This window comes from Kribbella yunnanensis, from assembly GCF_039529655.1.
In the GTDB taxonomy this organism is placed as follows: domain Bacteria; phylum Actinomycetota; class Actinomycetes; order Propionibacteriales; family Kribbellaceae; genus Kribbella; species Kribbella yunnanensis.
Map to the genome: position 1 here is coordinate 348214 of NZ_BAAANF010000013.1, position 23660 is coordinate 371873.

The window sequence follows — 23660 nt, forward strand, 5'->3', positions numbered from 1 at the left end:
ATTACATCCCGCGGTGGCCGGGACCGCCGTCTTGGGGGATTGTTGGGCGCGGCCAGTCCTGCTCTGGCTTGTTGATCGGGCCCGTGTCGTCGTCGAGGACCTTGCCGGTGGCCCAGGCGTCGTCGGTGATCGCGTTGCGCGGTACCGCCAGCGCGAGTTTGAAGTCCTGGTCGGGCTGGGCGGTCGTGTTGCCGTGGATCTCGACGGCGACGGTCTTGCGGGTCTCGCCGGGCGCGAAGGTGATCGTGGTCGACAGCGGTCGGACGATCTCGGGGTCGGCGGTGAAGCCGGCTGTCTCGGCGTGAACGGTGACTTCCTGGCGGCTCGGTCTGTTGAGGGTGACGGTGAAGTCGACCTTCGTCATGCTGTTGCCCTCGGCAATTGGTGCTGCATCGGCGACCGAGATCCGGGGGAGCTGGTTGATGGTCGTGCGACCTCTTGACGGGGTGCTCAGAGCGAGGTCGGAGATGAAGATTCGGCCTTCGTTGGTGCGGTCCGTGCGGAGTTCTACCGCCTTGAGGTTCCTTGTTTTCAAGGGGATTCGGACTGTTCGTAGCAGGGTCTTCGGTTGGCCGTCCTCAGGATTTCCGGGGAGCTGGGTGAGGGCGTCGCTGACCTGCGAGACGGCGACATCGCGGTGTTTGCCGTGGTGGTCGATCAGGCGGACGGTCAGGTCCTGGGCGGGCCGATCCGGATCCGCGGCGGCGCGGAACGTCAGTACGTCGTACTGCTTGCTGGTGTTGACCGGGATTCGGAGTACGCCGTTCCGGCCGGTCCATTGGAGGGCGGTGATCGCGGGGGTCGGGACGGCGGGGAGGAAGAAGCTGGGGACCCAGTGCGGGAAGCGGTCGGGCTGCTCGTTCTCGGTGCAGAACGGTTCGGGGTTGGGGTCGGGCAGCCACGACGGGCTGCCGGTGCAGACAGTCGCCGTCAGATCGCCGCTCGTGCTCACGGGTTTGTCGAATCGTGCTAGTTCGTGGCGGTCGGGGGATTGTGTGGTGACGTTGGGGTTGGAGCCGTCGAACAGCTTTCCTTGGGCGTCCTCGCCGCCGAGAATCCAGCGGAAGAAGCCCGAGATGTACACCCGCCCGGCCGCCTGCTGCTCAACCGCGGTCATTCTGCTGGCGGTCGCCGTACCGCAGGGCTCGTCGTCTGGATTGAAACCCCAGTCGTCCGTCGCCGGCGCCTCCGCCTGACCGGGCGTCCACTCACTGTTGAAGAAGTTGTGGTTGGCCCCCATCAGGAGCACCGAGGACTTGGGTGCGGCGTCGTCGGTGGCGCGCGCGTCGTCGTACAGGTGCTGGCCTTGCAGGTCGTAGACGTCGCCGTCGCAGTAGCCCGTCAACAGGTTGAGCGCGACACCTGGGAGAGCTTGTCTCGTGGCTGACGTGGATGCGAGTGGGAGGACCGCCTTGATGCCGTACGGGTGCGGCCGAGCCGCATTCGCCAGCGTCGCGGCCACCACACCCTCGCCACCACGCGAGTGACCCATCAGACCGACATTGCCGAGGTCAACCCGACTGGAGTGCTTCCACAGATCGAGGTGGGCGAGGACGAGTTCACCGCGCAACCTGGTGCCGGCGTCGAGCGTCTTGCCGACATTGCGGTTGACGGCATTCGAGCTGATGGAGATGACGACGTACCCATGTCTGGCGAGCTCGATGCCGGGCGCGTCGTACCCACGAAAGCTCGGCACCGGCCGCTGATCTGGGGCACAAGGCCACCGCTGCACCCCGTCACCGCCATAACAGGCTTCATGAAATCCGTGCAGAAACAGGATGAGCGGCCGCCTCCCCGGTGCCCGCTTGGGCTCATAAACCTTGGCCCGTAACTCGGACTTCACCCCGCCCGGCAGGGAGATCGCCTCGTCCCCGAGGTTGTACTCCGACGTCACTACGCCGTACGTCGACTCCCCGGCATACGCAACCCCCGCGGTAGCCGACAACACCACCGTCAGGACCAACCCCAGCCAAGCCCTCAATGGCCCCGACCCAAACAAGCCCGTCACGAGCCCCACCCCTCTCAGGCCCTCACCATCGCCCCCTCCCACCCCCACGAACCAGACATCTGCCCCGCAACCCCGCACACCCTGCCCAGACGTGCCGACCCAGGCCCGCCCCTCCGCCTCAGTCCTCGCAGCCGATCCCGTCGTGGTCAGAGTCGAGGCGGTAGATGTCGGACCCAGTCACCGTCACCGGACCATCGACGTACTCGGGCCCGTTCCCGCTCCTACCTGAGCAGTCGACATCACTCGCGACCGGTACGCACCCGCTGTAGTTCGGATCGCACCCCGACTCCACGTCCTCCTCGACCTTGGTCCCCACCACCGTCACCTGCGACCGCGGCTGCTTCGCGACCTCTTGGCGAATGAGCTTCTTCGCCGTCGACTTCCCACCGACGTACGTGACCTCGTACGTCAGCTTCCGCGACCCGTTCACCCCCACCGTCCGAACCGCCCGCTCACCCTTCGGCAACTCGCCATCCGTCACCGTCTTCGTCTTGAACGGAATCACCCGATACTCGACAACCGTCTTCGTCGTCTTCTCCGGTACGACGGACTTCGGGGCCTTCGATGTCGGCGGTTGACTGGTCGGCACAGTCGCCGTCCGTGTGATCACCCGCCCACCGGCAACCGCAGCCGGTTCGGTCGATTCCGCCGTACCGCACCCGACCCCGCAACCGAGCACAGCAACCACCATCAACGCAGCACGAATACGCAGCACACTTCCCCCCAAACCCGCCGTCGGTTCCCCCCGCGGCAGGATTGCCAGCGCCCGGACCACCCAGGCGAAGACAACTGCATAGCACCCCGATCGATCCCTCGACCAGACCTCGCGCCGTACTTCTCAGCGCGCGGCTACGCCAACCCCGATCAACGCCGCGAAAATGATCCCGACCAGCAACCCCGCGGCTCCGAGCGCAATCAACGGCCCCGCACTGATCGGCGGCTCCGGCACCCGCTTCTGGAACACGGCGAACAACCGCTCCTCAGCCGGCCGAACCTCCCGCAACAACACCGCCGACGGATGCGACCGAGCACTGAAACTCTCCAGTGCCTCCATAGCAGCCCGAGCAGCCTCCACCGCCGCCCGAATCACCGCCACGATCACCCCACCAGAAGCAAGCGTCAAAAACCCGATCAACGCCGCCTCGGTCTGCGCCATCCCCGCCTCAGCCGCCTCCGCAGCCGGCGCCCAAGCCTTCCGCAACGCCTGGAACGACCACAACCCGAAGAACCCCAGCACCCCACCCGCAAACCCCACCACGGCAAGCACCGTCGTCAACGGATTCTGCGCCTTCACCGCCGCCGCAAAAGCCCGGGCATCCGTCGCCAGATCCCCCGCATCCCGAGCCAGCCCCTCCCAGTTGGCCAGCGCCTCCGCCCGAGCCCGCAACTTCACCCCGATCACGATCCGATCGGCCAGCCCCATCGACGAGGCCTGCCAAACGATCTCCTTCCAGGCAGACACCACCTCGTCATGCCCCTCCACGATCGCAGCCCGCTCCACAACCCCCATACCGCCCCCTTGCCCCAGCCCCCCGGCGCGCGAGTAGTACTCCCCAGACCCCGACAGTACGCCTCAGACCACCCCCCGAACACCCCTTCACCCACCCCACCGCCCCCACCCCACCCCCAAACCTGCAACACTTGTCCCCAACCCCTCACCACCGGGGCCTCTAGCTCAATTGGCAGAGCAGCGGACTTTTAATCCGCGGGTTGTGGGTTCGAGTCCCACGGGGCCTACCAAAAGGACACCGCCTCCGGCGGCGACAACACCTTTGGCGCCTCCGGCGCGTACGCCCATCGCAGCCTCGCCCGACCCAGCCCAGGCGGCAGACAGGCGGCAAAACCCCAGGTCAGAAGCCTGACCCGGGGTCAAAGGACACCGCCTCCGGCGGTGACAGCACTTTGGCGCCTCCGGCGCGTGCGCCCACCGTGGTCTCGCCCGACCCAACCCGGCGGCGGAGAGGCCGTTCGATGGTCGGACCCGACACTGAGTGAGGAACCCGAGGTCACCTCCAGCCTCGCCCGGGGTAACCAGAGGCGGCGCTGTGGTGGTGCTGGCCGTTGCCGACGACTCGGAGAGACTCACCGCGATCCCAGGGTGCTCCGAACTCCGATTGAGTCCGCCAGCTTGCTAGCAGGTAGCGAATGCCTGGATGTACTGGCGAAGCATCGATCGGGAATTCGTTGAGCTTGCCGGCGGCTGCCGAAATCTCCGCCGAAGATTGTCGGTTGTCCACGGCATGCTGATCTGGACGATCAGGCTGATGGCTGAGGGAGGCTGTATGGCGAAGGGGCGTGCCCGTCCAAGGCGGCACACGGCAAGTGACTACGCCCCGTGGGGGCTGGAGAAACTAGCGAGGACGCCGCAGGTCTATGCCCGCGAGGTGCGCACGAGGAAGTTGGTCTTCCTTCCCGAGAATGGCAAGGACTATCCGCTGCGCGGCGGTGACTCGCGAAGCGCAGCCGACCGGACGAAGGCGGGCGAGTTCGAGTGCCTTGTGCAGGGATGCGGCCGGTTCTCACATATCTCGGGTGGGTCGAAGCGTCACTGCTGGGTTCACCCTCAAGGGTCGGATGGCACGCGGCCCGGGCACGACCCGGAGAGCCTGTGGCACCTGCAGGTGAAGCAGCACTTCGCCGACTGGGTCGAGCAGCAAATCGGCCGGGACCGGGTGGCGGAGCTTCACATCGACGACCACTGGATTCCGACAGCGACGGGCCCGATCAGGCCCGATGTCTATATCGAGCTCACCACGGGCGAACGCATTGCAATCGAGATCCAGTACTCACCCGGAGCGAAGGAGACGGTGAAGAAGAAGCGCCAGGCATACGCTGCCGCCGGCGTAGTCGACTGGTGGATATACGCCCCCGGACCGGACACACTTCAGCTGGACCGTAATGATCGCCGACGGATCCGGCTGATCGCGTCGCAGGTGACGCTGCTCCGAGAGGGTCGGGCGTTCTACTGGTTCGACCTCACGCGCAACCGAATCGCGACGCCGTATTCGTACTACTCAAACGACTACAGGCCCCGCGACGGCGAGGACTGGACCGGGCTTACGGAGAAAGGCAAAAGATGGCCGCCAATACGCAGCGGCTGGTACGTCAACCTCGCCGAGAACAGCCTCGACCAGTGCGAGATCGTGGACGGACACTTCCGCACGCCGGTTGATCACCAGTTCGTGAAGAACGCTGAGGCTCGGACTCGCTGGGAGCCGGTGCAACGAGGAAAGGCGCGAGCGAAGTACGTCGAGGTGATGGAAGCTCGCGAACGGGCCAAGGCTGAACTCGAGGCAATGGCGGCGACCGCTGAGTATCCAGCGAGTCATGCCTCGATGCCTGCCGAGCAATCGGATCAGCGGTCGTCGGCGCAGACAGCTGCCGAACCGCTAGCACGCCTTCAGCCGCCTCTTAAGCGGCAGCCGCGCCCCGACGCCGTGGAGACGCCCTCTTCTCCGGCTAGCGGTCGTCGCTCCGGGTTCTGGCGGCGTCTTGGCTCCAGATTTGGCAGAAGTACCCGGAGATCGAACTAGGGTCGCCGATATCAGTCACACTGCGGGGACGCGCGCATTCAGCCTAGATCCAGGTCGCTGTTGGGCGCTCGTGGCGGCGTTTTGTGGCCCCGTATCGCGATCTGTCCCTGGTGCCTAGCGTTGGCGTCGGGCCGGTGATAGGAACATGCCGTGACCAATCTGATCACCGAAGAAAATCTGGGTGCGTGGTTGCTGAAGTGTGATCCGACATCGAAGTTCGATTTGCCTGCGGCGATTGCTGATGGGCATCGGTTTATCACGGACTGGAGCCTGACGCCCGGCTACCGCAGCGAGATGATGACGCCAGGCCACAAGGTCGTCTTCTGGGTCTCGGGCAACAGCAAGCTCATGACCAAGGGGATCTGGGGCATCGGACACGTCGATGGCTACGTGCAGGATGCGATATCTGAAGGCTTTCAGCTGGCCGACGTCAATTACTGGAAGGACGAGCAAGCGCGACTCGCAGTCAAGCTGTCAGTGCCTGTCGACATCCCATTGTTTGACACAGCCATCGGTGCAGACGAGCTAAGAGCGGCTGGCATCTCGGATCTTGAGGTACAGAGGCAGCCGCAGGGGCCCAATCCGTCCTGGGTCTCCAAGGAACAGCTCAGCAAGCTTGACGCGCTGCTTCCGACCTGGCCAGGGACGAGCACCAGAGCGGAAGTTGTCTCCGTGTCCGACATCGGTGCGGGTTTTGGCGCACCATCCGAAAACGCGATCGTGGAGGCCGCCGCTGAGGCTGCTGTACGCGAGTTCTATCGCGGCTGGAGATGTACCGACGTAAGCCGCCAGAACGTCGGGTGGGATCTCACATTCAGCCATCGCGAGTCTCGCGAGATCGTGAAGGTCGAGGTCAAAGGCGTCACTGGCAGGAGGCCGATCGTCCTTCTGACCGCGAATGAGTTCAGAGCCGCTCAGACGGAGCCGGGCTGGATGCTCGCCGTTGTAACCCGGGCGCTCAGCGACCCCCGGGTTGTCGAGTACTCGGCGAGGGAGGTCTTGGAGTTGTCCAATCCCTATGTCTACAAGGTCGATCTGACGCCGTGATGACCCGGGGTCGGTCCGCTCTTTCAGAGCAAGATCAGATGTCTATATCACTGAGCGCGGCGAGAGATGAAAAGCTCATCGGGCGTAGGAGCGTGGAGGTTACGGCATGCCTGTGTTGCGGTTGGGAGGACGGCCATGGCTGGAGTCTGGAGCAAAGGGGGCGGCGGTCAGTGGAGGCCGCTGACTGCCACAGGGTTTGTCAGCGAGGCGGATCTGCATAGATTGATCGAGGCGACGCCGACGATGTTGCCCCTGGCTGGCGCACCGAGACTGGCAATCATCGGTAGTGAAGTTCGCTGCGGTAGGGAGAAGGCGGACCTCCTTGCTGTTGAGGTCGAAACGGGCAGGCCCGTTGTTATCGAGATCAAGCTGGCGGCGAACACGGATCGCCGGCGGGCTCTGACGCAGGTGCTCGGCTATGCCGCCTACCTTCGTCGCTTGGACGGATCTGGCCTGAACTCTGTCCTGCAGACGTACCTTGCCAAGCAGGAGCTGACATCGATTGTCGATGCCGCCAAGGTGGCTGCTGAGGCTGAGGCTGACCTGAGCTTCGATGAGGAGGCATTCCAAGGTCAGCTCGAGCGCGCGCTGGCAGATGGTCGGCTGCGGGCGGTGATTGTGCTCGACGAGGCGCCGCCGGACTTGATGGATCTTGTCGGCTACCTGCAGGACGTCACGAGCGATCGGCTGGCTCTCGATCTGGTTGTAGTTACGGCGTATGAGGTAGCTGGGCAGCGCATCCTGGTCCCACAGTTGGTCGAGTCGGACCGTACCCAGGTGACGGCTGAACTAGCAGGGACTGGGATGCCGGCGAGCCACAGCGAGGTGATCCCGGGAACCGGCGAGTTCGCCGCGGCAATTGAGACGGCTCCGCGCGAGCAGCAGGATGAGCTGCGTCGGCTGTTGCAGTGGGCTCGTGAACTCGAGGCCGAGGGACTCGCGGTGCCGTTCACCTCGATCGGCAAGGGGCGGTGGGTACTCAATCTCCGCTTGCCGAGGCAGGCGCGGGGCATGGTCTCGGTCTGGAATGAGCGGGGACCGTACGTCTCTCCGTACCGCAGCGTGTTCGAGCAGGAAGCGCCGATCACGCTTGAGAAGCTGGATCGTCTGATGCCGGAGGGGATCGGTCGCGGCAACTACATCAAGGGCCGCTGCAGCGATGAAGTCTTGGCGCTGATTCGGGAGGCCTACGTCGAGTCCAGAGACAGCCGTGCCTGACTCTGCCGTGTGACGCGGGGTTGTGACGCGAGAACGGGGCCATCGCCGCCCGTCGGTCTCGCTGCCGACGAGCGTCAGGGTGGGGGCTGGTGGCCGTCGGGTGGGTATAGGACGAGCCTGATGTCTGTGAGGGTTAGGCGGCCTGCGCGGGCCTTGGTTAGGGCGTTTGGGCCGATGCGGTAGGTGGGTTGGCGTTTGTAGTGGGCTGTGGGCTGGTGGTACATGACTAGGTTGTTGGTGGTTAGGCGGAAGAGGATTCGCCAGATGGACTTGATCAGGTCGTCCATCTCGGGGCTGCTCACGACGCTTAGGGTGCCTGCGTCCAGGACGCCGTCTTTCAGGCGCGGGCGGAACCATTGGATGGAGTCGCCGGCATGGGTGCCCCATGTGGTGCCGTCGGTGCGGAGTTGGGTCTGTAGGACTGGGTGAAGGTCTGTGGGCCAGAAGAAGGCCATCAGTTTGGCGTCGGTGATGGAGTCGAGCATCGGTGGTGAGCCGTCCGCTGGCCAGGGGCCGGACTCGACGATTCGGATGTTTGGGTGGGCGGCCATGATCGCTGCCTGGAAGGCGACCTCGTCCTCGGCTGTCAGTAATGCCGGCGACGACTTGCCCTTCGGCATAAGTGCCTCCTTCAATCGGGTCCGAGGAGGACAGTTTGTATCAAGGGGCGGGTCGGGGTGCTCCTCCCTTTGGGGGAGGGATTGCGATGGTTGTGGTGGATGTGCATTGTCACAACTTCAATGGGGATGACTTGCCGGTTCGGGGGTTTGTTCGGCAGGTGGGGTTGCATGACTCGGTGGTGGGTGGGGCCGTGGCGGCGTTGCTGGATGCTGTTGTGCAGAAGGGGGCGCCGGGGTTTGGGGAGGAGAAGGGGCGGCTTGACTCGTTGCTTGGGGGGAGCACGTTTGGGGTTGGGCTGGAGGGGCTGGAGCCGGCGGAGCGGGTGGTTGATCCGGTTGAGCAGTTGGGGGTTGAGGTTGATGCCGAGCTGACTGAGTTGTTGCAGCGGAATCCGGAGTTGGTGCGGCGGGCTGGGCAGGAGTTGGCGGGGGACGAAGAGGGGCTGTTCGACGCTGCCAAGGCGGTGCGGCGGGCGGTGACTTGGGCGAAGCTTTTTACCAAGTCTCGGCTGGATCTGACGGGCGTGTTGACTACGACCTATCCGGAAGTGGATCTGTTCTGTCCGATGCTGGTTGATCTGGGGACGGCGCTGGGGGACAGGGCTAAGACGACGATTCGGGAGCAGGTTGTTCTGCAGGAGCAGATCAGTCGGTTGAGCATGCTGGGGCGGTTGCCCTGGCCGACTATGGCGCGGGTGCATCCGTTTGTTGGGTTCGATCCGCGGCATGAGGTGCGGGCGCGGCGGGCTGGGGACATCGATACGCCGTTGAGCATCGTGAAGGACGCGGTACGGCGGTTTGGGTTCGTTGGCGTGAAGCTTTATCCGCCGATGGGGTTCCGGCCGTTGCGGAACGTGGCTGTTGGTGATGTGACCGTCGAGGAGGCGGAGGCGCTCAACGGCGTGCTGGACGAGTTCTACACGTGGTGCAAGGCCGAGGACGTGCCGATCACGGCGCACTGCAACAACTCGCAGTACGCGAGCCCGGCTTACCAATCCGCCGGCCTGGCTGGTCCCGGCGGCTGGATCGACGTCCTCGACAAGTACGCCGGGTTGCACGTGAACCTCGGGCATTTCGGGGGTGCTCGGGCAGTTGAGGATCCGAATGCCTGGATCTGGCAGATCGCGAACGCGGCCGCGCGGTTCGAGGGTCTGTACGCCGACGTCGGCGACCACAAGATTCATGAGCACACGTTGTCCGGGCCGTATCTTGACCGGCTGCACGACATGTTCGGCCGGCCGGCGACCGAGGTGATGAGCAAGCGGCTGATGTACGGGACCGACTGGTACATGCTGGCGATCTACCCGGAGTGGCAGCGGTTCCTCAGCACGTATCGCGATCTTTACCGGGACAGGCTCGGGGCGGGGCCGGCCGACGACTTCATGGGCGGCAACGCTCTGCGTTTCCTGGGGTTCGGCGATCCCGGGAACAAGAACAACCGCAGACTCTGGGACCGGTACGAGCGCTACGCGCCCGGCCGTACGCCGGCCTGGCTGGCTCGCCCCGCCTAGCCACCGCAAGGAGGCCTTCCCATGTGGGACGAAGCCGAGCTCATCGAGATCATCGAGACCTTTCCGGCAGTCGCCGACGAGGCGCTGGCGGCGATCCAGCAGGACGTCGCCAATCCGCTGAACCTTGCGTCCATCGCGGCGGCGGCAGCGTTCTTCGGTATAGATGCCGCCGAGCAGTGCATCATTCAGCTTCGCGGCCTCGATCTTCTCGACGCCTTCGGTGAGGCGCTGCGGGCCCGCGGAGTGGAGATCGACGGTACGGCGGCCGGTGGCGGGCGGATCAACATCGAGGGCATGCACCACTTCCTGGAACGGGCGAAGAGCTTCCGGTGCCGGATCGAGGTGGACAACCGGTTCGCGGGTTCTGGCTGCCTGGTCGGCCCCGGGTTGGTGCTCACCACGTGGCACGTGGTCCGGCGCGAGGGCCCAGGCATCGTGGAGAGCCCACCGCCGCAGGTGAAAGTGGTGCTGTCCGACAAAAGCACCCACGAGGCCGCCATTCCGCCGTCGTTCGAGTCCCCGTGTGGCGCAGACGAGTGGAACAGCATCGCGCCGCGACAGGATGCCGACGTACTGAATCGTCATGACGTCGCCCTGCTCACGCTGCGCAAACCGGCCGCGCGGCACCTCGGGTTCGTCCAGATGCCGCCGACCGCGCCGCCAGCGACGTCGCGGATGAAGCTGTATCTGCTCGATTTTCCGGCCGGGGTGGACGAAGGGCTGGGCGACGGAACGACCTGGAAGATCCGCGGCGTCAGCGTCCGCCTGCGGCACAACGTCAAGACCGCCAGCGGCTCCTCCGGCGGCGCCTGCTTCAACGAACGGTTCGAGTTCTTCGGGCTGCACCAAGGCAAGGCGGGCAAAGGTAAGTACGGACGGTTCGTTCCGGCGTACCTGTTCCTCGATGCCGTGGCCGGGCTGATCCAGAAGGACATCTCGCCGACCGAGCTCTGGCACCTGGACGGGCGGAGTGATCGCCTCGTCATCGGCCGGGATCTCTTCGTCCGCAGCGTTGCCGAGGCGAGCAAGAGTAGTACGCGGGTCCGTGGGATCAGGGTGAAGCGGACCGACAGCGACGAGACCGGTCTCGGCTTCTCGTACCGCATCCTCGACGAATTGCTGCTTCGACAAGGCGGTGCGCAGCTCGCTGTCCGGATACCTGTCGGTGACGCGGTGCCCGACCTGATGGTGGACATCACGCAGCGCGTCGAGGCATCCGGACTGGCTGTCACCGAGCCGCCGTCGCCGGGTGGGGTCGATCCGGTGCAAGCGGCTCCGGAGGCAGCGGCACGGGACCGGGCGGCTCGACTGGCGCTCGCTGTGAACGAGGCCGCCGCGAAGCTGGGACGAACCGTGTGGTTTTTCTTCGACGGCCCGTCCGGCCGGATGTCGGACCCGACCCGGCTGCATCTGGAAGGGTTCATCGCCGCGTGTCTGACGTTGCCGCAGGTTCGGGTCGTCGTCGCCGGTCTCGAGACCGTGCGGCTGGCCGGGCTCGAGTTCGCCGCACCTGATGTCGCCGGCGGCGACGGGCCGGCCGGGCTGGTCGTCGACTACCTCGTCGGGTTCACGAAGGCGGATCTGAAGGACTGCCTGACCCGGGCTGCGACCGAGCTCACCCAAGAGGTCGATCCGGTCGTGATCGACAGCCAGGCCGACATCGCGCTGCAAGGTTTCGTCCCGTTCAACGAGCGTTATGCGGCCAAGGATCTCGGCACGGTGGTCGAGAGGTTGCAGCCCTACCTCGCGCTCCTGCGCGCGCAGGGAGAAACACCATGACCCAGTACGACGAGGTGCTGCCGAACCGAGCAGTCGCCGAACAACCGCCGATTGTTGCCCAAGGCATTGACCAGGCGCGGGTGTATGCCGCCTTGTCAGGTCCGTTCGACCCGGTTCAGGCGTTGCGCTGTATCGACGAGGTGGAGACGGCCGGTCCGAGCGAGTTGACCGCGATCGCAGCCGGTCTCTCGCAGGCGTGTGACACGATCCTGTCCGCCGTGACCGGGCAGTGGCTGATGCGTGGTGCCGAGCGCCGACGGATCCTGAAGGGACTCGCGGCCGACGATCGGGTGCAGAGCGCGGTGGCCTGGCGCTGGGAGAAGGAGCCGGACCAACCGGCGGAGGACCTGCTGAACGCGATCGAGGCGGTCGGGATCTTCACGGCTGATGCCATCGCCACGGCGGTGCGTGACCATCCGGACCGCGAGGTGCTCGAGCGCCTTGCTCTTGGGCTCGGGCGCGCCGGATCGCTCGCGCCGGCGTATGAGCAGGTGCCTCGGGTCAACGCGGCACTGACCCATCTGGATCTCGTCGCGGCGACCAACCAGGACCGCGGGTTCTTCGGACGTCAGGCGGAGATCGCGCGGATCGTGCGCTGGCTCGGCAACGCGGTTGCCGGGCAGCCGGCATCGGCCCTGTACGTCGATGGTCTGCCCGGAATCGGGAAGTCGGCGCTGCTCGAGGAGGTCGCCGCGACTCTCCTCGGCCGGGACGACGAGTGGGTCGTGGTCCGATTCGACTTCGATCGGGCAGGACTCGACGTACTGGACTCGGTCGGGCTGACTTTGGAGTTTGCTCGGCAGGTATCGGCGCAACTTCCTGGTTCCGAGGAACGGATCCAGCAGGCCCGGCAGCGTGTGGCCAATGCGCCTCTGCTCAAGGGCGAGGGGCAGGAGCGGGTGCCCGAAGAGTTGGGTCCCGTGCTCGCGAACGCGCTCAGTAGTCCACCGCGCCGGATCTTCCTGACACTGGACACGCTGGAGGTACTGCGGGCCCGTGGCGAGACCCATCCCGTCCGGCTGTTCGATTGGCTGAACCAGCTCGCAACCGTCCTGAACGTGCCGATCGCGATCGTCGGTGCCGGACGCGGCGGCGCCCTGGACGGTACGAGTCCGCACGTGGAGGATCAGATCCCGTTGACCGGTCTGGACGCTGACAGCGCCGATCACCTGCTGGCGCGGCTCGATGTCGACCCGGAGTCATGGGCCGACCTCCGGACCATCGCCGACGGGAATCCGCTGGCGCTGCGGTTGGCGGCGAAGTTCGCGAACGAGCACGGCACCCAGGACCTGCCGAAGGCGCGCGGCCGTGGCGAGCTAGCGGTCCCGTACCTGTACCGCTTCATCCTGTCCCGGCTCGACGACGAGGCGCTGAAGAAGCTAGCAGTTCCGGGGCTTGTCGTGCGGCTGATCAACGCCGACGTGATCCGCGAGGTCGTCGGGCCGCGGGTGGGGCTCAAGGGGCTGAGCGCCGCGCGGGCAGCGGAGTTGTTCGAGACTCTCGCCAGTCAGCACTGGCTGGTCGAACCAGCGGTCGGTGGTTTCGTGCGGCATCGCAAGGACATGCGGTCTGTGCTGCTCCCACTCCTGTACGACGCGGAGCCGGCGAAGTCCGCGGGTATCGACCGGGCGGCGGCGAAGTGGTTCGGGGCGCGCCCGGAGACGTGGTGCGCGGTCGAGTCGGCGTATCACCAGTTGCAGCTGATGCGCCGTCGGTCCGCGGTCCCGCCGATCGACCCTGCGGTGCTCGCGCAGTTCGACCCGGCAACCATTGCGGAACTGCCGAAGGTCGCGCAGGACGTCGTACTGCTGAGCCAAGGCGAGCGATCGACCAGCTACCGCGGCGAGCGGACCGCGCCAGGTCGAGCACTGGACCCGAACGCGGTCGCCGAGTTGCGGGCGATGAACGAACGCTCGGACTGGCCTGAGGCCAACTACATCTACGACCGTGCGTACGCCGACGCGTCGTTCGACCCGACCGGGCCGGACGCGATCCCAGCCATCACGTTCCTCTGGCGCTCCGGCCGTTGGCGCGAAGCCCGCGATCTGCTGACACGACACGGCGGCTGGGTGCGAGGAGGTGCGGGGCATCCGTTCGAGCCAGAAGAGAGCGCTGCGTTCATCGACCTGATGTGCCGGCTGGAGATGGGTGCTGAGTTCGACTTCGACACGTGCGTACAAGCTCTGCGCGACGATCCGGACGCCGGACGGAACGCGATGAGATCGGCGCTCGAGTCGACGGCTGGGCTGGCGAATGGGGCGCTCCGGTTTGCCTTCCAGCGGGCCGGGGTCGAGATCGAGCGGAGCATCAAGACGTACGACGTGGTTGTTAGCGCCGCGACCTGCTGGCGACCTGGCATCACCGGTCCCGCCTTCTCCGGCGGCTCCCCCGGTTTGGAGCGGATCGTCGCGCACACCGGTCCGCTGGATGTCGACAATGCCGACGCCTTGGTGCTCGCAGCGCGATCGTTCGCAACGTTGTCGCCGTTCGCTGACCTGGTCAGCACGATGAGCCAGCTGCCGGATCACCAGTACCTCGGTCCGTGGATGACGTCGGTGGGGGAAGGGCTCGACCGGCTGGGTTTCCTGGCGCCGGACGGTTCTGGGTGGTGGCACAACTTCGGTACGGCGCAGGCGTTGCAAGTCTTGGCTGATCTGGGGTTGCTGGCGGAGGCGGTTGGGGCTGCGGCGTTTCTGCACGAGGACGCCGATCTGCGGCTCGTGGGAATGGCGGCTGAGCGGTGGCGGCGGACGACTGCCGGCTCGTGGTCCTACGGGTCGAAGGCCAAACCCAAGGGGTGGGCGCGGGCGGTCGACGTCTCGATCGCGGATCGGCTGACGGCGTTGCAGGACAGGCCGGATCAGTACGGGGCGGCCAAGGCGCAGCTCGAGGCGTGGTGTCCGGGGTTCGCAGCTGACGACGTACTCGGGCTGCTTCAACGGCGGGCGCCGAAGGTGTTTCGCGCTGCGCGGGATGAGCAAGACGTGATGTGTGCAGCGAAGGTGCTGCTCCGGCGGTACGTGCCGAGTGCGTTCGTGCCACCGGTGGCAGTGCTGCTGCAGAGGCGGCGCTACAAGATCTAGAGGGGGAAGGGCAATGACAGACGGAACGCAGGACGAGGCTGTACGACGGGCGCGGGTTGAGGAGCGGCTGCAGAATCCCGCTTTGCGCGAGGTGATTACGGAGGCGATCGCCGCGGGTGAGGTTCCGCACGTGTTGGTGTCGGAGCAGGATGCGGAGTTGCTCGACAAAGGCGATGACCTGGAGAGCGTGCTGCCGATCGACCCACTGGAGGCGATAGTACGGCGGTTCGGGCGGCCGCCGTTGCTGGTCGAGAACGACGAGGTGGTGCTGCAGCCGCTGCCCGAATTCGCTGCCGGTACCGACACGCTGATCAAGGGTGTCGAGCCGTTCGTGAGGTCCGTCGGGCGGGTGGAGTTCGTCAACCACGACATGCAGTGGGGCGGTACCGGCTGGGTCATCGACGAGCCGACCGCGACCAGCCGCATCGTCGCCACGAACCGGCACGTCGCCAAGCTGGTCGCTGCCCGGGTGGCCGACGGCAGCGGTGTCTTCATGCGTTCGCCGGCCGGGATCCTGTACAAGGCGCAGCTCGACTTCAAGGAAGAGGTTCACTCCAACCCGGGCGACGCGACACCGGTCCTGGTCACCAAGATCATCTACCTCGCCGACGATGCGTCGCCTGATGTCGCGCTGCTCCGGATCGAGGGCGAGCCCGGTCTGCCGTCCGCGCTGCCGTTGGCCGACGAAGAGGCGGAGCTCGACCAGGTCGTCGCGCTGGTCGGGTACCCGGCCTATGACTCGCGGAACGACAAGAACGACCAGGCTCGTTACTTCCAAGGCATCTTCGACGTGAAGCGGTTCGCGCCTGGGTTCGTCATGCAGCCGCTCGGCGGTGGGCAGGCACTGAGCCACGACTGCACCAGTCTGGGTGGGAACTCCGGTTCTCCGCTGATCAGCCTGGAGAACAAGCGAGTGGTCGGACTGCACTTCTCCGGACAGTACGGCGTACAGAACAATGCTGTTGGTGTCGGCACACTGAAGCGGTTGCTGGCGGGTGAGCGGCCGGTGGGCGGCAGGGCCCGTGGCCCCAAAGAGAAGGCGGCGACCGAGGCGGTGGACGGGACGCACGCGGCCACGTTCTTCGCCGGACGCGCAGGGTACGACCCGCAGTTCCTCGGCAAGAAGCTGGCCGCGCCGTGGCCCGTACTCGACGCCGACACCGAGGCGACGCTCGCACAGCCGAGTGACGAAGTACCCGACCAGCCGTTCGAGCTGCGCTACACGCACTTCGGCGTCAAGTACCGCGCGGACCGCAAGCAGCCGTTGATGACCGCGGTCAACATCGACGGTGAGCACTCGGTGCGGATCAAGCGGACCCGGGACAAGTGGTTCGCCGACAAGCGGATCCCGGCGGACATCCAGCTCACGCAGGCCGACTACAGCGATCCGCAGATCGATCGCGGGCACATGGTACGGCGGGAAGACCCGAACTGGGACGTGGCTGCGACGAGCATCAACGACGCGACGCCGCTGGCGAAGGAGGCCAACGCGGACACGTTCCACTACGTCAACGCGGCCCTCCAGCACTCGCAACTCAACCAGGGCAAGCAACTGTGGCTGGGTCTGGAGAACTACATCCTCGACAGCGCCCGGACGAAGGGTTTCAAGACGTGTGTGTTCACCGGACCGGTCTTCCGTGCCGATGATCCTGAGCTCGTCGAGGGGCTGCCCGTACCGCGGGAGTTCTGGAAGCTGGTGGTGATGCCGGCGAGTGGCGGCAAGAAGCTGCACGCGACGGCGTACCTGCTCAGTCAAGGCGACATGATTCGCGAACTGCTCGAGAAGCGGTCGCGGGTGGAGGCGGTCGAAGGGTTCGTGCTTGGTCCGTACCGCACGTTCCAGATCGCGATCGCCGACCTCGCCGACGCGACCGGGTACGACCTGTCCGCTTACATCCCCGCGGATCCGCTCGGCCAGGCGCGGATCGGCGACGAAGCCGTCAGTAGTCGCGAACCGGTGTTCGTTCCGCTGGAGTCCTTCGATCAGATCGTCGTCTGACGGGCAGGGGTGTCGAATTGAGGCTGGTGTGATCGACGCGTGGGTGATGGAGCACTTCACCTACTTCGGAGGATCGCATCATGAGTGTCAACGGCGGGACTGTTTCGGTGGCTCGGGTGTCTGCTCGGGCGCTGCTGGGCTGTGGGGTTGTGGCTGGGCCGCTGTATGTGGCGGTGGTCTTGGGGCAGGCATTCACTCGGGCGGGGTTCGACATCACTCGTCATCCGGCGAGCTTGTTGGCCAACGGAGGGCCCGGGTGGGTGCAGACCCTGAACTTCGTGGTCGCGGGGGTGTTAACGGTTGCGGCGGCCGTTGGGCTGCGGCGTTCCGGGCTGGTGTGGGGAGCTCGGCTGGTGGGGCTTTACGGGGTCGGGCTGTTGCTGGCCGCGGCGTTTCCGGCTGATCCGGGGGCGGGGTTTCCGGTGGGAACGCCGGCGGACTATGCGGAGATCAGCGCGCGGGGGATGGGGCATTTCGTGGCTGGGACGATCGGGTTCGGCGGTTTGATCGCTGCTTGTCTGGTGGTGGCGCGGCACTACCGGAGCATCGGTCGACGCAGGCTCGCGCGGTTCTCGGCGGCTACCGGCGTCCTGTTCTTCGCAGCCTTCGCCGGACTGAGCGGTGGCGCGGGCAGTCGGCCGACGATCATTGCCTTCGACCTCGCGGTCGTGCTGGCCTGGACCTGGCTGGCGCTCGTGTGTGCGGACAAACGCCGTACGGCGTCAAGTGCGGGGGCGGACGAGGCCTAGGTCGTAGGCGATGATCGTGGCTTGGACTCGGTCGCGGGCGTTCAGTTTGGTGAGTAGGGCGTTGACGTGGGTTTTCGTCGTACCGATGGTGACGCCCAGGCGGTCGGCGATTTCGGCGTTGGTGAGGCCGGCTGCGATGAGGGTGAGGACTTCTCGTTCTCGTGGGGTGAGTTTCGAGAGGTCCTTGGTGGTTGTGGGGGCGCCGGCGGCGAAGGCTTGGATGAGGCGGCGGGTGACGGCGGGGGCGAGCATGCCGTCGCCGGCGGCTACGACGCGGATGGCGGTGAGGAGGTCGTCGGCTTGGGCGTCCTTGAGGAGGAAGCCGGAGGCGCCGGAGCGGAGGGCCTCGTAGACGTACTCGTCCAGGTCGAACGTGGTGAGGACGAGGACGCGCGGTCGGTCGCCTTTCTCGGTGAGCAGGCGGGTGGCTGACAGGCCGTCCAGGCCGGGCATGCGGATGTCCATCAGTACGACGTCTGGGTCGACCTCGGCGGCGAGTGCGACCGCCTCGGCGCCGTCACCGGCTTGGCCGACGACGGTCAGGTCGGGCTCGGCGTCCACGATGGCGGCGAAGCCGGCGCGGACCACTGTCTGGTCGTCGACGACCAGGACCCGGACAGTCATCAGGACAGCTCCTTCTCAGCGGGCGAGCGAGGGGCCGGAGCGCCGTCCTCGTCCAGGGTTGCGAGTAGTTCGCGCATGGCGGTCAACGCAGAACGTGCTTCGGCGGTGACGTCGGACAGGCGGCCCGCTTCGGCGAGAGTGATCATCGTGTGCGTTCGGGTCAGGACGCTGTAATGCAGCCCGGCGGCGATCCGCTGGCGCTCGGTGTGGACTTCCATCTCGGTCGCCCAGACGAGTCTGGCGAGGGTCTCGCCGGTGTGGTCCCGGTGCTGGTTTCGCCGCTGCCGGATCAGGACGCCGGTCGCCCAGCAGGCCAGCAGCAGCATGACCAGGATGAACGCGATCAGGCCGCCGACGGCGAACGCGAACGCCGGGTCCTCGTCCTCGGCCGGTGTGTGCATGATGATGGCTGCCGAGGCCAGACCGAAACTGCCTCCGGACGCGAGCATCGACAGGGCGCTGACGGCCGGATCCCCGCCGTACAGCGCGACTGAGTAGACGGCGGCCGCAGGTGCCAGGACGGAGAACGCCAGCGCCGGCTCGAATGCGTCAGGTAGCCAGCCGAGAGCGAGCGCGAGCGGCCAGAGGAAGCCGGAGAGGGCGACACCGGCGACCACGGTCCAGGGGCGGTCTCGGCGGCCGAGCAGGATCAGGCCGGGGATCAGGGCCAGCAAGATCGCCAGGCTGATCGTCGCCGCGTCGAGCCCCGGTTCCTCGGAGATCAGGCCGATCGTCCCGCCGACGGCTGGGAGCAGGACGGCAAGCAGTACGCCGGAGTCGGCGAACCACCGTTCCTGCCACCGCACGCCCGACCGCGGACCAACCGGGAGGGTGGCGGCAGCGCCAGCCGGGAGAGGGGCGGCAGCGGCAAGCGGGAGAGTCGCGCGGACCTGCCATCCGCCGTCCGGGCCGGGGCCTGCGGTGAGGGTCCCGCCGACCGCCTGAGCGCGGTCTCGCATGCCGGTGACTCCGCGCTGACCGCCTTGGCCGGACGTCGCCGTACCGGTGGCCTGTCCGTTCTCCACCAGTACGTCGACGCGGTCGCCCGCCTGCGTGACCAGGACCCGTACGGCGGCCCCCGGCGCATGCCGCAGCGTGTTGGTCAGCGACTCCCGGACGATGCCGAAGACCGCTTCAGCAGGCGGCCCGTTCAGATCGGGGGTGACGTCGACAACGACCTGTTGGCCCAACCGCGTGAAGGCGTCGGCCAGGCCGGCGATTCGGATGCTGAGCGGTTCGGACTGTTCACGGCCGCCTGTCTCCAGCATGGCGACCAGTTGGTGCAGCGACCGCAGGGTTTCGCGGCCGGTGGTTGCGGCATAGGTCAGGGCCTCGGCGGCCAGTTCGGGCCGACTGTCGGCCAGCCGCTCGGCCGCCGTACCGCTGACGACGATCGAGGTCAGGTGGTGAGCGCTGACGTCGTGCAATTCGCGGGCGAGTCTGCGGCGTTCCGCGGCTGCGGCGACCAGCCGGCGGGCGTCTGCGGCACGCAGTTGCTGGAGGTCGGACTCGCGAGCGGCGAGCCGGCGGCGACGATTCTGGCCACCGCCCAGGATGATGCCGTACAAGATCAGGTTGGCCGCGATATCGCCGAGTGTTTCCAGGCCTGGGCCGTAGACGATCAGTGCGGTCAGGGCCTGGACGACGACCAGGACGCCGGCCGCTCGCCAGCTGACTTTCGAGGTGCAGCGCACTGCTACGGAGTACAAGGCGACAACTTCGACCGGCAGAACGGCCAAGCCGAGTGGCGGGGTCGCGACGTGACCGATCACCTGTACGGCGGTGGTCACCCCGAGCGTCGTGAGGGGTGCGCGGCGGCGGAAGCCCAAGGCGACCGCGGCCACGATCGACGCGGCGATCGCTGCGACGAGCTCTTCGTCGCTCATCGGGAACTCCGGCGATTTCGCCAGGAACGGCAGTGCCGCGATCCACCCGGCACCCAGGATGATCGGCAGCAGCCAGTTGCGGACGTGTTCCATCAGGGCCAAAGCATAGGGGTTCTCTACCCGGCGACCGGGCGTCTCTACCCAGCGATAGAGGCGGTGATCGTGCTTCCGGCCGACGCGAATCCGACCGTCCGTCACCAGACTTGAGCTATGACCATCACACATCCGGCGGTGCCCGCTCCGGCTCCGCAGATCGTCGAACCTGCCACGTACGACCAGCTCGCGCGGGTGACCGGCCGGCATGACTGGTGGCGGCCGATCGTCGGTACGTTCGTCCTGCTGGGCTTGAGCATTGTCGCCGAGATGTGGGTGTTCGGGCAGTTCGAGAGCATGGCTGCGTCCCTGGACCTCCCGAAGGATGCCGACGGGTTTCGGATCCTCAGCGACCTGAGCGACACCGCACTCACTCTGGCAGGGATCGCGCTCGGCATTCCCGCACTGGCGTTGACGGTGTGGTGGATTCAGCGACGGACGTTGGGATCCGTCACCTCGGTGACCGGCCGGCTGCGGTTGTCCTGGCTGGGTCGCTGCTTCGCCCTCGCCGTACTGGCCCTCGGTCTCAGCATGGTCGCGATGGGTGTCGTGGGCGCGCTGATCGAGCCGGAAACGACGTCCGAGGAGACCTGGGTGGGTTGGGGGACGTTCGCCGTTACCCTGGTGACGTTGCTCTGTCTCGTCCCGCTGCAGGCCGCGGCCGAGGAGTTCATCTTCCGCGGTTGGTTGCTTCAGGCAACCGGCTCGTTCCTCCGCAACCCCATCTTGATCGTGATCCCGCAAGCCCTGCTCTTCGGGGCGGCCCACGGTTGGGGCACGGTCTGGGGCTTCATCGACCTCGTCGTCTTCGGTGTGGTCGTCGGCCTGGTCACCATCCGCACCGGCGGCCTCGAGGCCGCGATCGCCTTGCACGTCACGAACAACCTGACCTCGTTCATCATGTCCTCGACGTACGTCGGCGGTCTGGGCACCGACGAGACCGCCGCCGACATGCCCTGGCAGTACGTCGCCGTCGACATGGCCGTGATCGTGCTCTTCGCCGTACTGATCCTCCAACTGGCCAAGCGCTACAAGCCGGCCGTGAACGCGTCCGCGAGAATCTCGTAGGTCGGGGGCGGCGGGGTGTCGTCGGTGGTGGTTGTGAGCGAGAGAGTGAGCTGGTGGATGGCGTCCGCGGCGTGGTAACTCCAGGTCCGGTACCCGAAGATGCCGCCGGCGTGGCCCCAAAAGGTCAGGTTCGGGAGGGCGATGCGGCTGAGGCCCAGGCCGCTGCGGTGGAAGTCCTCATCGGTCGGAACCGTCGTCTGCATGGCCTGCAGCTCAGGCGGGCCCAGGAGCTTGCCGGTGAGCAGAGCCTCGTAGAACCGGTTCAGATCGCTTGCTGTGGAGACGAATTCGCCGGCGGACCAAGCTTGTGACGCGTTGAAGTCGCTGATGTCGACCAGCTGGTCGTCGAGGGTCAGGTAACCGCGAGCGTGCGGTTCCGGGAGCGTTGTGGCATCTCCCGGGACCAGAGTTCCCTGCAGGTCCAGCGGGTGCAGGATCCGGCTCTCGACCTCGCTGGCGAACGACTTGCCGGTGGCGGCCTCGATGATCAGGCCCAGCACGAGGTAGTTCGTGTTGGAGTACGAGTGGGTCGCCCCAGGTTCGAACAACAGCGGCTGTACGGCGGCGCTGTCGACCGTGGCCCGAGGATCCCAGTGCACGAAGCGATCCCGGATGATGCCGGCCGTGTCGGGGAGATCGTCGGTGTAGTTGTGGAGACCGCTCGTGTGGTTGAGCAACTGGCGAAGCTTGATCGAGTCGCCGGCAGGAATCACACCGGGCAACCAACGATCAACGCTGTCGTCCAGCGCCAGGATTCCTTCGCCGACCAGTTGCAGTACGACGGTCGCGGTGAACGTCTTGGTGACACTGCCGATCCGAAACGATCCGGCCGGGTCGACCGGAACCGCCGTACCGACTTCTGTGACCCCGCTGGTGCCGATCCACGATCCATCCGGTCCTCGGTAATGCAGGAGAGCGCCGGCCGAACCGGAAGCAACCAAGGAGTCGAGGAACTTCTGCAGACGCTGCATCCACCAAACCTAGAGGGTGACGTCCGGTACTTCGAAGGTTTGGATGGTGTTGGTTTCGAACCAGGACCAGAAGCGGGTGCCGTGCATGATGGTGTCCTGGGCGGATTGGTAGTGGGCGGTTCCGGGAGTAGTGGACCAGCCGGGTACAACCGCGCCGTCGGTGGAGGGTTTGGTGAAGCGGGCGAGGTCGAAGTCGAGGTAGGCCGCGGCGCCGGGGTTGATGGCGACGATGACGAGTTTTCGGGCAGCTGCGTCGTACGCGGCGATGGTGTTGCCGTTGCCGCCGTCGAGGATGCGCATGCCGGGGCGGATGTGGCGGGTGTAGTGGGCGAGGACGTAGTACTTGGGGTTGATCGCGCCGGTGGTGTTGTTGCCGTTGTCCTGGATGAGGCCCCAGCCGCCGCCGTCGACGACCTGCCAGTAGACCCACGCGCTGGGGTGCAGCCAGCGGAAGTCGAGGTTGAGGTTGCTGGCCAACGACAGGCCGCTGGCGTCGCCTTCGCCGTACTCGGAGTTCCAGACCTTGCGGCCTGCCGACTTGGCGGCGGCGTACAGGAGGTCGCGGCGGCCGCCGCCGCCCTGGTAGCCGTGGACGTTGATGCGGGCGACGTTGCCGCGGGTGGTCGAGTCGAAGCTGTTCCAGGTGGACAGCGCGTTGTCGTAGCCCCAGCAGTCGGAGGCGGCGATCGGCATCCAGCCGAGGTCGCGGGCGTTCAGTTCGGCGCGGAGGGCGTTGATGACCGGGCGCTGCGTGGCCGGTTCGAAGTGGCAGCCCTCCTGCGTACCGTCGGCCTTCCACCAGCTGCCGTCGGGTTCGTTGAAGGGTTCGACCGAGGTGAAGTCGACGCCCCAGTGGTCGTGCGCGTACCGCGCGATCGTGGCGAGGTAGACGGCGTGCTGCTGGTGGTTCCACGTCTGCAGGTTGTCGCCGCCGCTCGCGGAACCGGACGGGTTGTGGTTCTGGCACATCCACCACATCGGCGAGTTCGAGAAGAGCTCGATCCGGTTCACGCCACGGTCGCGCGCCTTCCACATCATGTTCCGCTGCGCACTGTCGACGTACCAGTTCCAGCTGGACGACGACGGATCCGAGCTGAACCAGTCGAGCCAGTACCCGTCCATCTGCCGCGGATCGCCGATCTTCGGCGAGCGGACCATCGACTCACCGTTGATCGGCTTCGTCGAACACGCTCCAGCGTTGTAGCGCGCGATCGTCAACCCCAGCCCGGGCAGCGCCGTACCTTGGTAATCGACCGTGTTCCGCGTGAAGAAGATGTCGGCGAGATCGTCGCGGTTGCCGTGTGCCTTCCCCCACCAGCACAGCGACGTCCCCCAGCCCTCCCACGCACCCCAGTCGCTACGCGGATCGATCGACGCGGCCGCGGCGGACGCGGTTGAGGTCTGTCCCAGTACGGCGGCGCTCAGCGGAGCGGCGACGATCGAGCCCAGCACAGTACGACGGCGCATTGCA

At 66.4% G+C, this 23660-nt stretch carries 17 protein-coding genes and 1 tRNA gene; 10 read left to right on the top strand and 8 right to left on the bottom strand.

Going from position 1 to position 23660, the window contains the following annotated elements; translation table 11 throughout:
* Position 1: 1 nt before the first annotated feature.
* From ABD231_RS19435 to ABD231_RS19445, 3 genes are all read right to left on the bottom strand, one after another.
* Entirely contained in the window at positions 2-2008 is a 2007-nt protein-coding gene (locus tag ABD231_RS19435) for a hypothetical protein (protein ID WP_344153540.1), read from the bottom strand.
* Positions 2009-2126: 118 nt separating this feature from the next.
* Complete coding sequence (locus tag ABD231_RS19440) at positions 2127-2723, bottom strand: G5 domain-containing protein (protein WP_344153543.1); 597 nt, start codon at positions 2721-2723, stop codon at positions 2127-2129.
* A 123-nt stretch (positions 2724-2846) separates the two neighbouring features.
* Positions 2847-3518, bottom strand: a complete 672-nt coding sequence (locus tag ABD231_RS19445; RefSeq protein ID WP_344153546.1) for a hypothetical protein — start codon at positions 3516-3518, stop codon at positions 2847-2849.
* A 154-nt stretch (positions 3519-3672) separates the two neighbouring features.
* Between ABD231_RS19445 and ABD231_RS19450 the strand changes: the two genes are divergently transcribed.
* The 4 genes from ABD231_RS19450 to ABD231_RS19465 all read left to right on the top strand — a co-directional run bounded on the left by ABD231_RS19450 (position 3673) and on the right by ABD231_RS19465 (position 7806).
* Positions 3673-3748 (top strand) — tRNA-Lys (locus ABD231_RS19450).
* Positions 3749-4248: 500 nt separating this feature from the next.
* The gene (locus ABD231_RS19455; protein WP_344153549.1) at positions 4249-5541 is read left to right on the top strand and encodes a competence protein CoiA family protein; all 1293 of its coding nucleotides are present in this window, start codon (positions 4249-4251) and stop codon (positions 5539-5541) included.
* Positions 5542-5691: 150 nt separating this feature from the next.
* On the top strand, positions 5692-6588 hold the full coding sequence (locus tag ABD231_RS19460) for a protein NO VEIN domain-containing protein (RefSeq protein WP_344153552.1): 897 nt from the start codon (positions 5692-5694) through the stop codon (positions 6586-6588).
* A 135-nt stretch (positions 6589-6723) separates the two neighbouring features.
* Complete coding sequence (locus tag ABD231_RS19465; RefSeq protein WP_344153555.1) at positions 6724-7806, top strand: hypothetical protein; 1083 nt, start codon at positions 6724-6726, stop codon at positions 7804-7806.
* Between the two features lie 74 nt (positions 7807-7880).
* Here ABD231_RS19465 and ABD231_RS19470 read toward each other — a convergent pair whose 3' ends face one another.
* Positions 7881-8426: a hypothetical protein gene (locus tag ABD231_RS19470; protein ID WP_344153558.1), complete on the bottom strand. Its 546-nt coding sequence runs from the start codon at positions 8424-8426 to the stop codon at positions 7881-7883.
* A gap of 158 nt (positions 8427-8584) precedes the next feature.
* On the opposite strand from ABD231_RS19470, the gene ABD231_RS19475 reads away from it, so the two are divergent.
* The 5 genes from ABD231_RS19475 (at position 8585) to ABD231_RS19495 (ending at position 17547) form a co-directional block, all read left to right on the top strand.
* On the top strand, positions 8585-9937 hold the full coding sequence (locus ABD231_RS19475; protein WP_344153561.1) for an amidohydrolase family protein: 1353 nt from the start codon (positions 8585-8587) through the stop codon (positions 9935-9937).
* A gap of 21 nt (positions 9938-9958) precedes the next feature.
* The gene (locus ABD231_RS19480; RefSeq protein WP_344153564.1) at positions 9959-11716 is read left to right on the top strand and encodes a trypsin-like serine peptidase; all 1758 of its coding nucleotides are present in this window, start codon (positions 9959-9961) and stop codon (positions 11714-11716) included.
* Entirely contained in the window at positions 11713-14799 is a 3087-nt protein-coding gene (locus tag ABD231_RS19485; RefSeq protein WP_344153567.1) for an AAA family ATPase, read from the top strand. The genes ABD231_RS19480 and ABD231_RS19485 overlap by 4 nt, the downstream gene beginning before the upstream one ends.
* Before the next feature lie 13 nt (positions 14800-14812).
* Complete coding sequence (locus tag ABD231_RS19490; RefSeq protein WP_344153570.1) at positions 14813-16798, top strand: DNA/RNA non-specific endonuclease; 1986 nt, start codon at positions 14813-14815, stop codon at positions 16796-16798.
* Positions 16799-16878: 80 nt separating this feature from the next.
* Positions 16879-17547, top strand: coding sequence for a DUF998 domain-containing protein (locus ABD231_RS19495; protein ID WP_344153573.1), 669 nt, complete (start codon positions 16879-16881; stop codon positions 17545-17547).
* On the opposite strand, the gene ABD231_RS19500 is transcribed toward ABD231_RS19495, so the two are convergent.
* Both ABD231_RS19500 and ABD231_RS19505 read right to left on the bottom strand, forming a co-directional pair.
* The gene (locus ABD231_RS19500) at positions 17521-18171 is read right to left on the bottom strand and encodes a response regulator (protein ID WP_344153576.1); all 651 of its coding nucleotides are present in this window, start codon (positions 18169-18171) and stop codon (positions 17521-17523) included. The genes ABD231_RS19495 and ABD231_RS19500 overlap by 27 nt on opposite strands.
* Positions 18171-20150, bottom strand: coding sequence for a histidine kinase (locus ABD231_RS19505; RefSeq protein ID WP_344153579.1), 1980 nt, complete (start codon positions 20148-20150; stop codon positions 18171-18173). The genes ABD231_RS19500 and ABD231_RS19505 overlap by 1 nt, the downstream gene beginning before the upstream one ends.
* A 117-nt stretch (positions 20151-20267) precedes the next feature.
* Between ABD231_RS19505 and ABD231_RS19510 the strand changes: the two genes are divergently transcribed.
* A complete protein-coding gene (locus tag ABD231_RS19510) occupies positions 20268-21218 on the top strand; it encodes a CPBP family intramembrane glutamic endopeptidase (protein ID WP_344153582.1) in 951 nt (316 codons plus the stop codon).
* Here the strand turns inward: ABD231_RS19510 and ABD231_RS19515 are convergent.
* Together ABD231_RS19515 and ABD231_RS19520 are read right to left on the bottom strand one after the other, a co-directional pair.
* Positions 21179-22189, bottom strand: a complete 1011-nt coding sequence (locus ABD231_RS19515; protein WP_344153585.1) for a serine hydrolase domain-containing protein — start codon at positions 22187-22189, stop codon at positions 21179-21181. The two genes, ABD231_RS19510 and ABD231_RS19515, sit on opposite strands and share 40 nt — an antisense overlap.
* A gap of 9 nt (positions 22190-22198) precedes the next feature.
* Complete coding sequence (locus ABD231_RS19520) at positions 22199-23656, bottom strand: glycoside hydrolase (RefSeq protein WP_344153587.1); 1458 nt, start codon at positions 23654-23656, stop codon at positions 22199-22201.
* Between the last annotated feature and the right edge of the window lie 4 nt (positions 23657-23660).

Excerpts from the sequence above, each read along its gene's own strand:
- ABD231_RS19445 (WP_344153546.1), bottom strand. The coding sequence starts at position 3,518 with ATGGGGGTTGTGGAGCGGGCTGCGATCGTGGAGGGGCATGACGAGGTG.
- ABD231_RS19470 (WP_344153558.1), bottom strand. The coding sequence starts at position 8,426 with ATGCCGAAGGGCAAGTCGTCGCCGGCATTACTGACAGCCGAGGACGAG.
- ABD231_RS19480 (WP_344153564.1), top strand. The coding sequence starts at position 9,959 with ATGTGGGACGAAGCCGAGCTCATCGAGATCATCGAGACCTTTCCGGCA.
- ABD231_RS19485 (WP_344153567.1), top strand. The coding sequence starts at position 11,713 with ATGACCCAGTACGACGAGGTGCTGCCGAACCGAGCAGTCGCCGAACAA.
- ABD231_RS19495 (WP_344153573.1), top strand. The coding sequence starts at position 16,879 with ATGAGTGTCAACGGCGGGACTGTTTCGGTGGCTCGGGTGTCTGCTCGG.
- ABD231_RS19490 (WP_344153570.1), top strand. The coding sequence starts at position 14,813 with ATGACAGACGGAACGCAGGACGAGGCTGTACGACGGGCGCGGGTTGAG.
- ABD231_RS19510 (WP_344153582.1), top strand. The coding sequence starts at position 20,268 with ATGACCATCACACATCCGGCGGTGCCCGCTCCGGCTCCGCAGATCGTC.
- ABD231_RS19455 (WP_344153549.1), top strand. The coding sequence starts at position 4,249 with ATGCTGATCTGGACGATCAGGCTGATGGCTGAGGGAGGCTGTATGGCG.
- ABD231_RS19505 (WP_344153579.1), bottom strand. The coding sequence starts at position 20,150 with ATGGAACACGTCCGCAACTGGCTGCTGCCGATCATCCTGGGTGCCGGG.
- ABD231_RS19500 (WP_344153576.1), bottom strand. The coding sequence starts at position 18,171 with ATGACTGTCCGGGTCCTGGTCGTCGACGACCAGACAGTGGTCCGCGCC.
- ABD231_RS19520 (WP_344153587.1), bottom strand. The coding sequence starts at position 23,656 with ATGCGCCGTCGTACTGTGCTGGGCTCGATCGTCGCCGCTCCGCTGAGC.
- ABD231_RS19465 (WP_344153555.1), top strand. The coding sequence starts at position 6,724 with ATGGCTGGAGTCTGGAGCAAAGGGGGCGGCGGTCAGTGGAGGCCGCTG.
- ABD231_RS19515 (WP_344153585.1), bottom strand. The coding sequence starts at position 22,189 with ATGCAGCGTCTGCAGAAGTTCCTCGACTCCTTGGTTGCTTCCGGTTCG.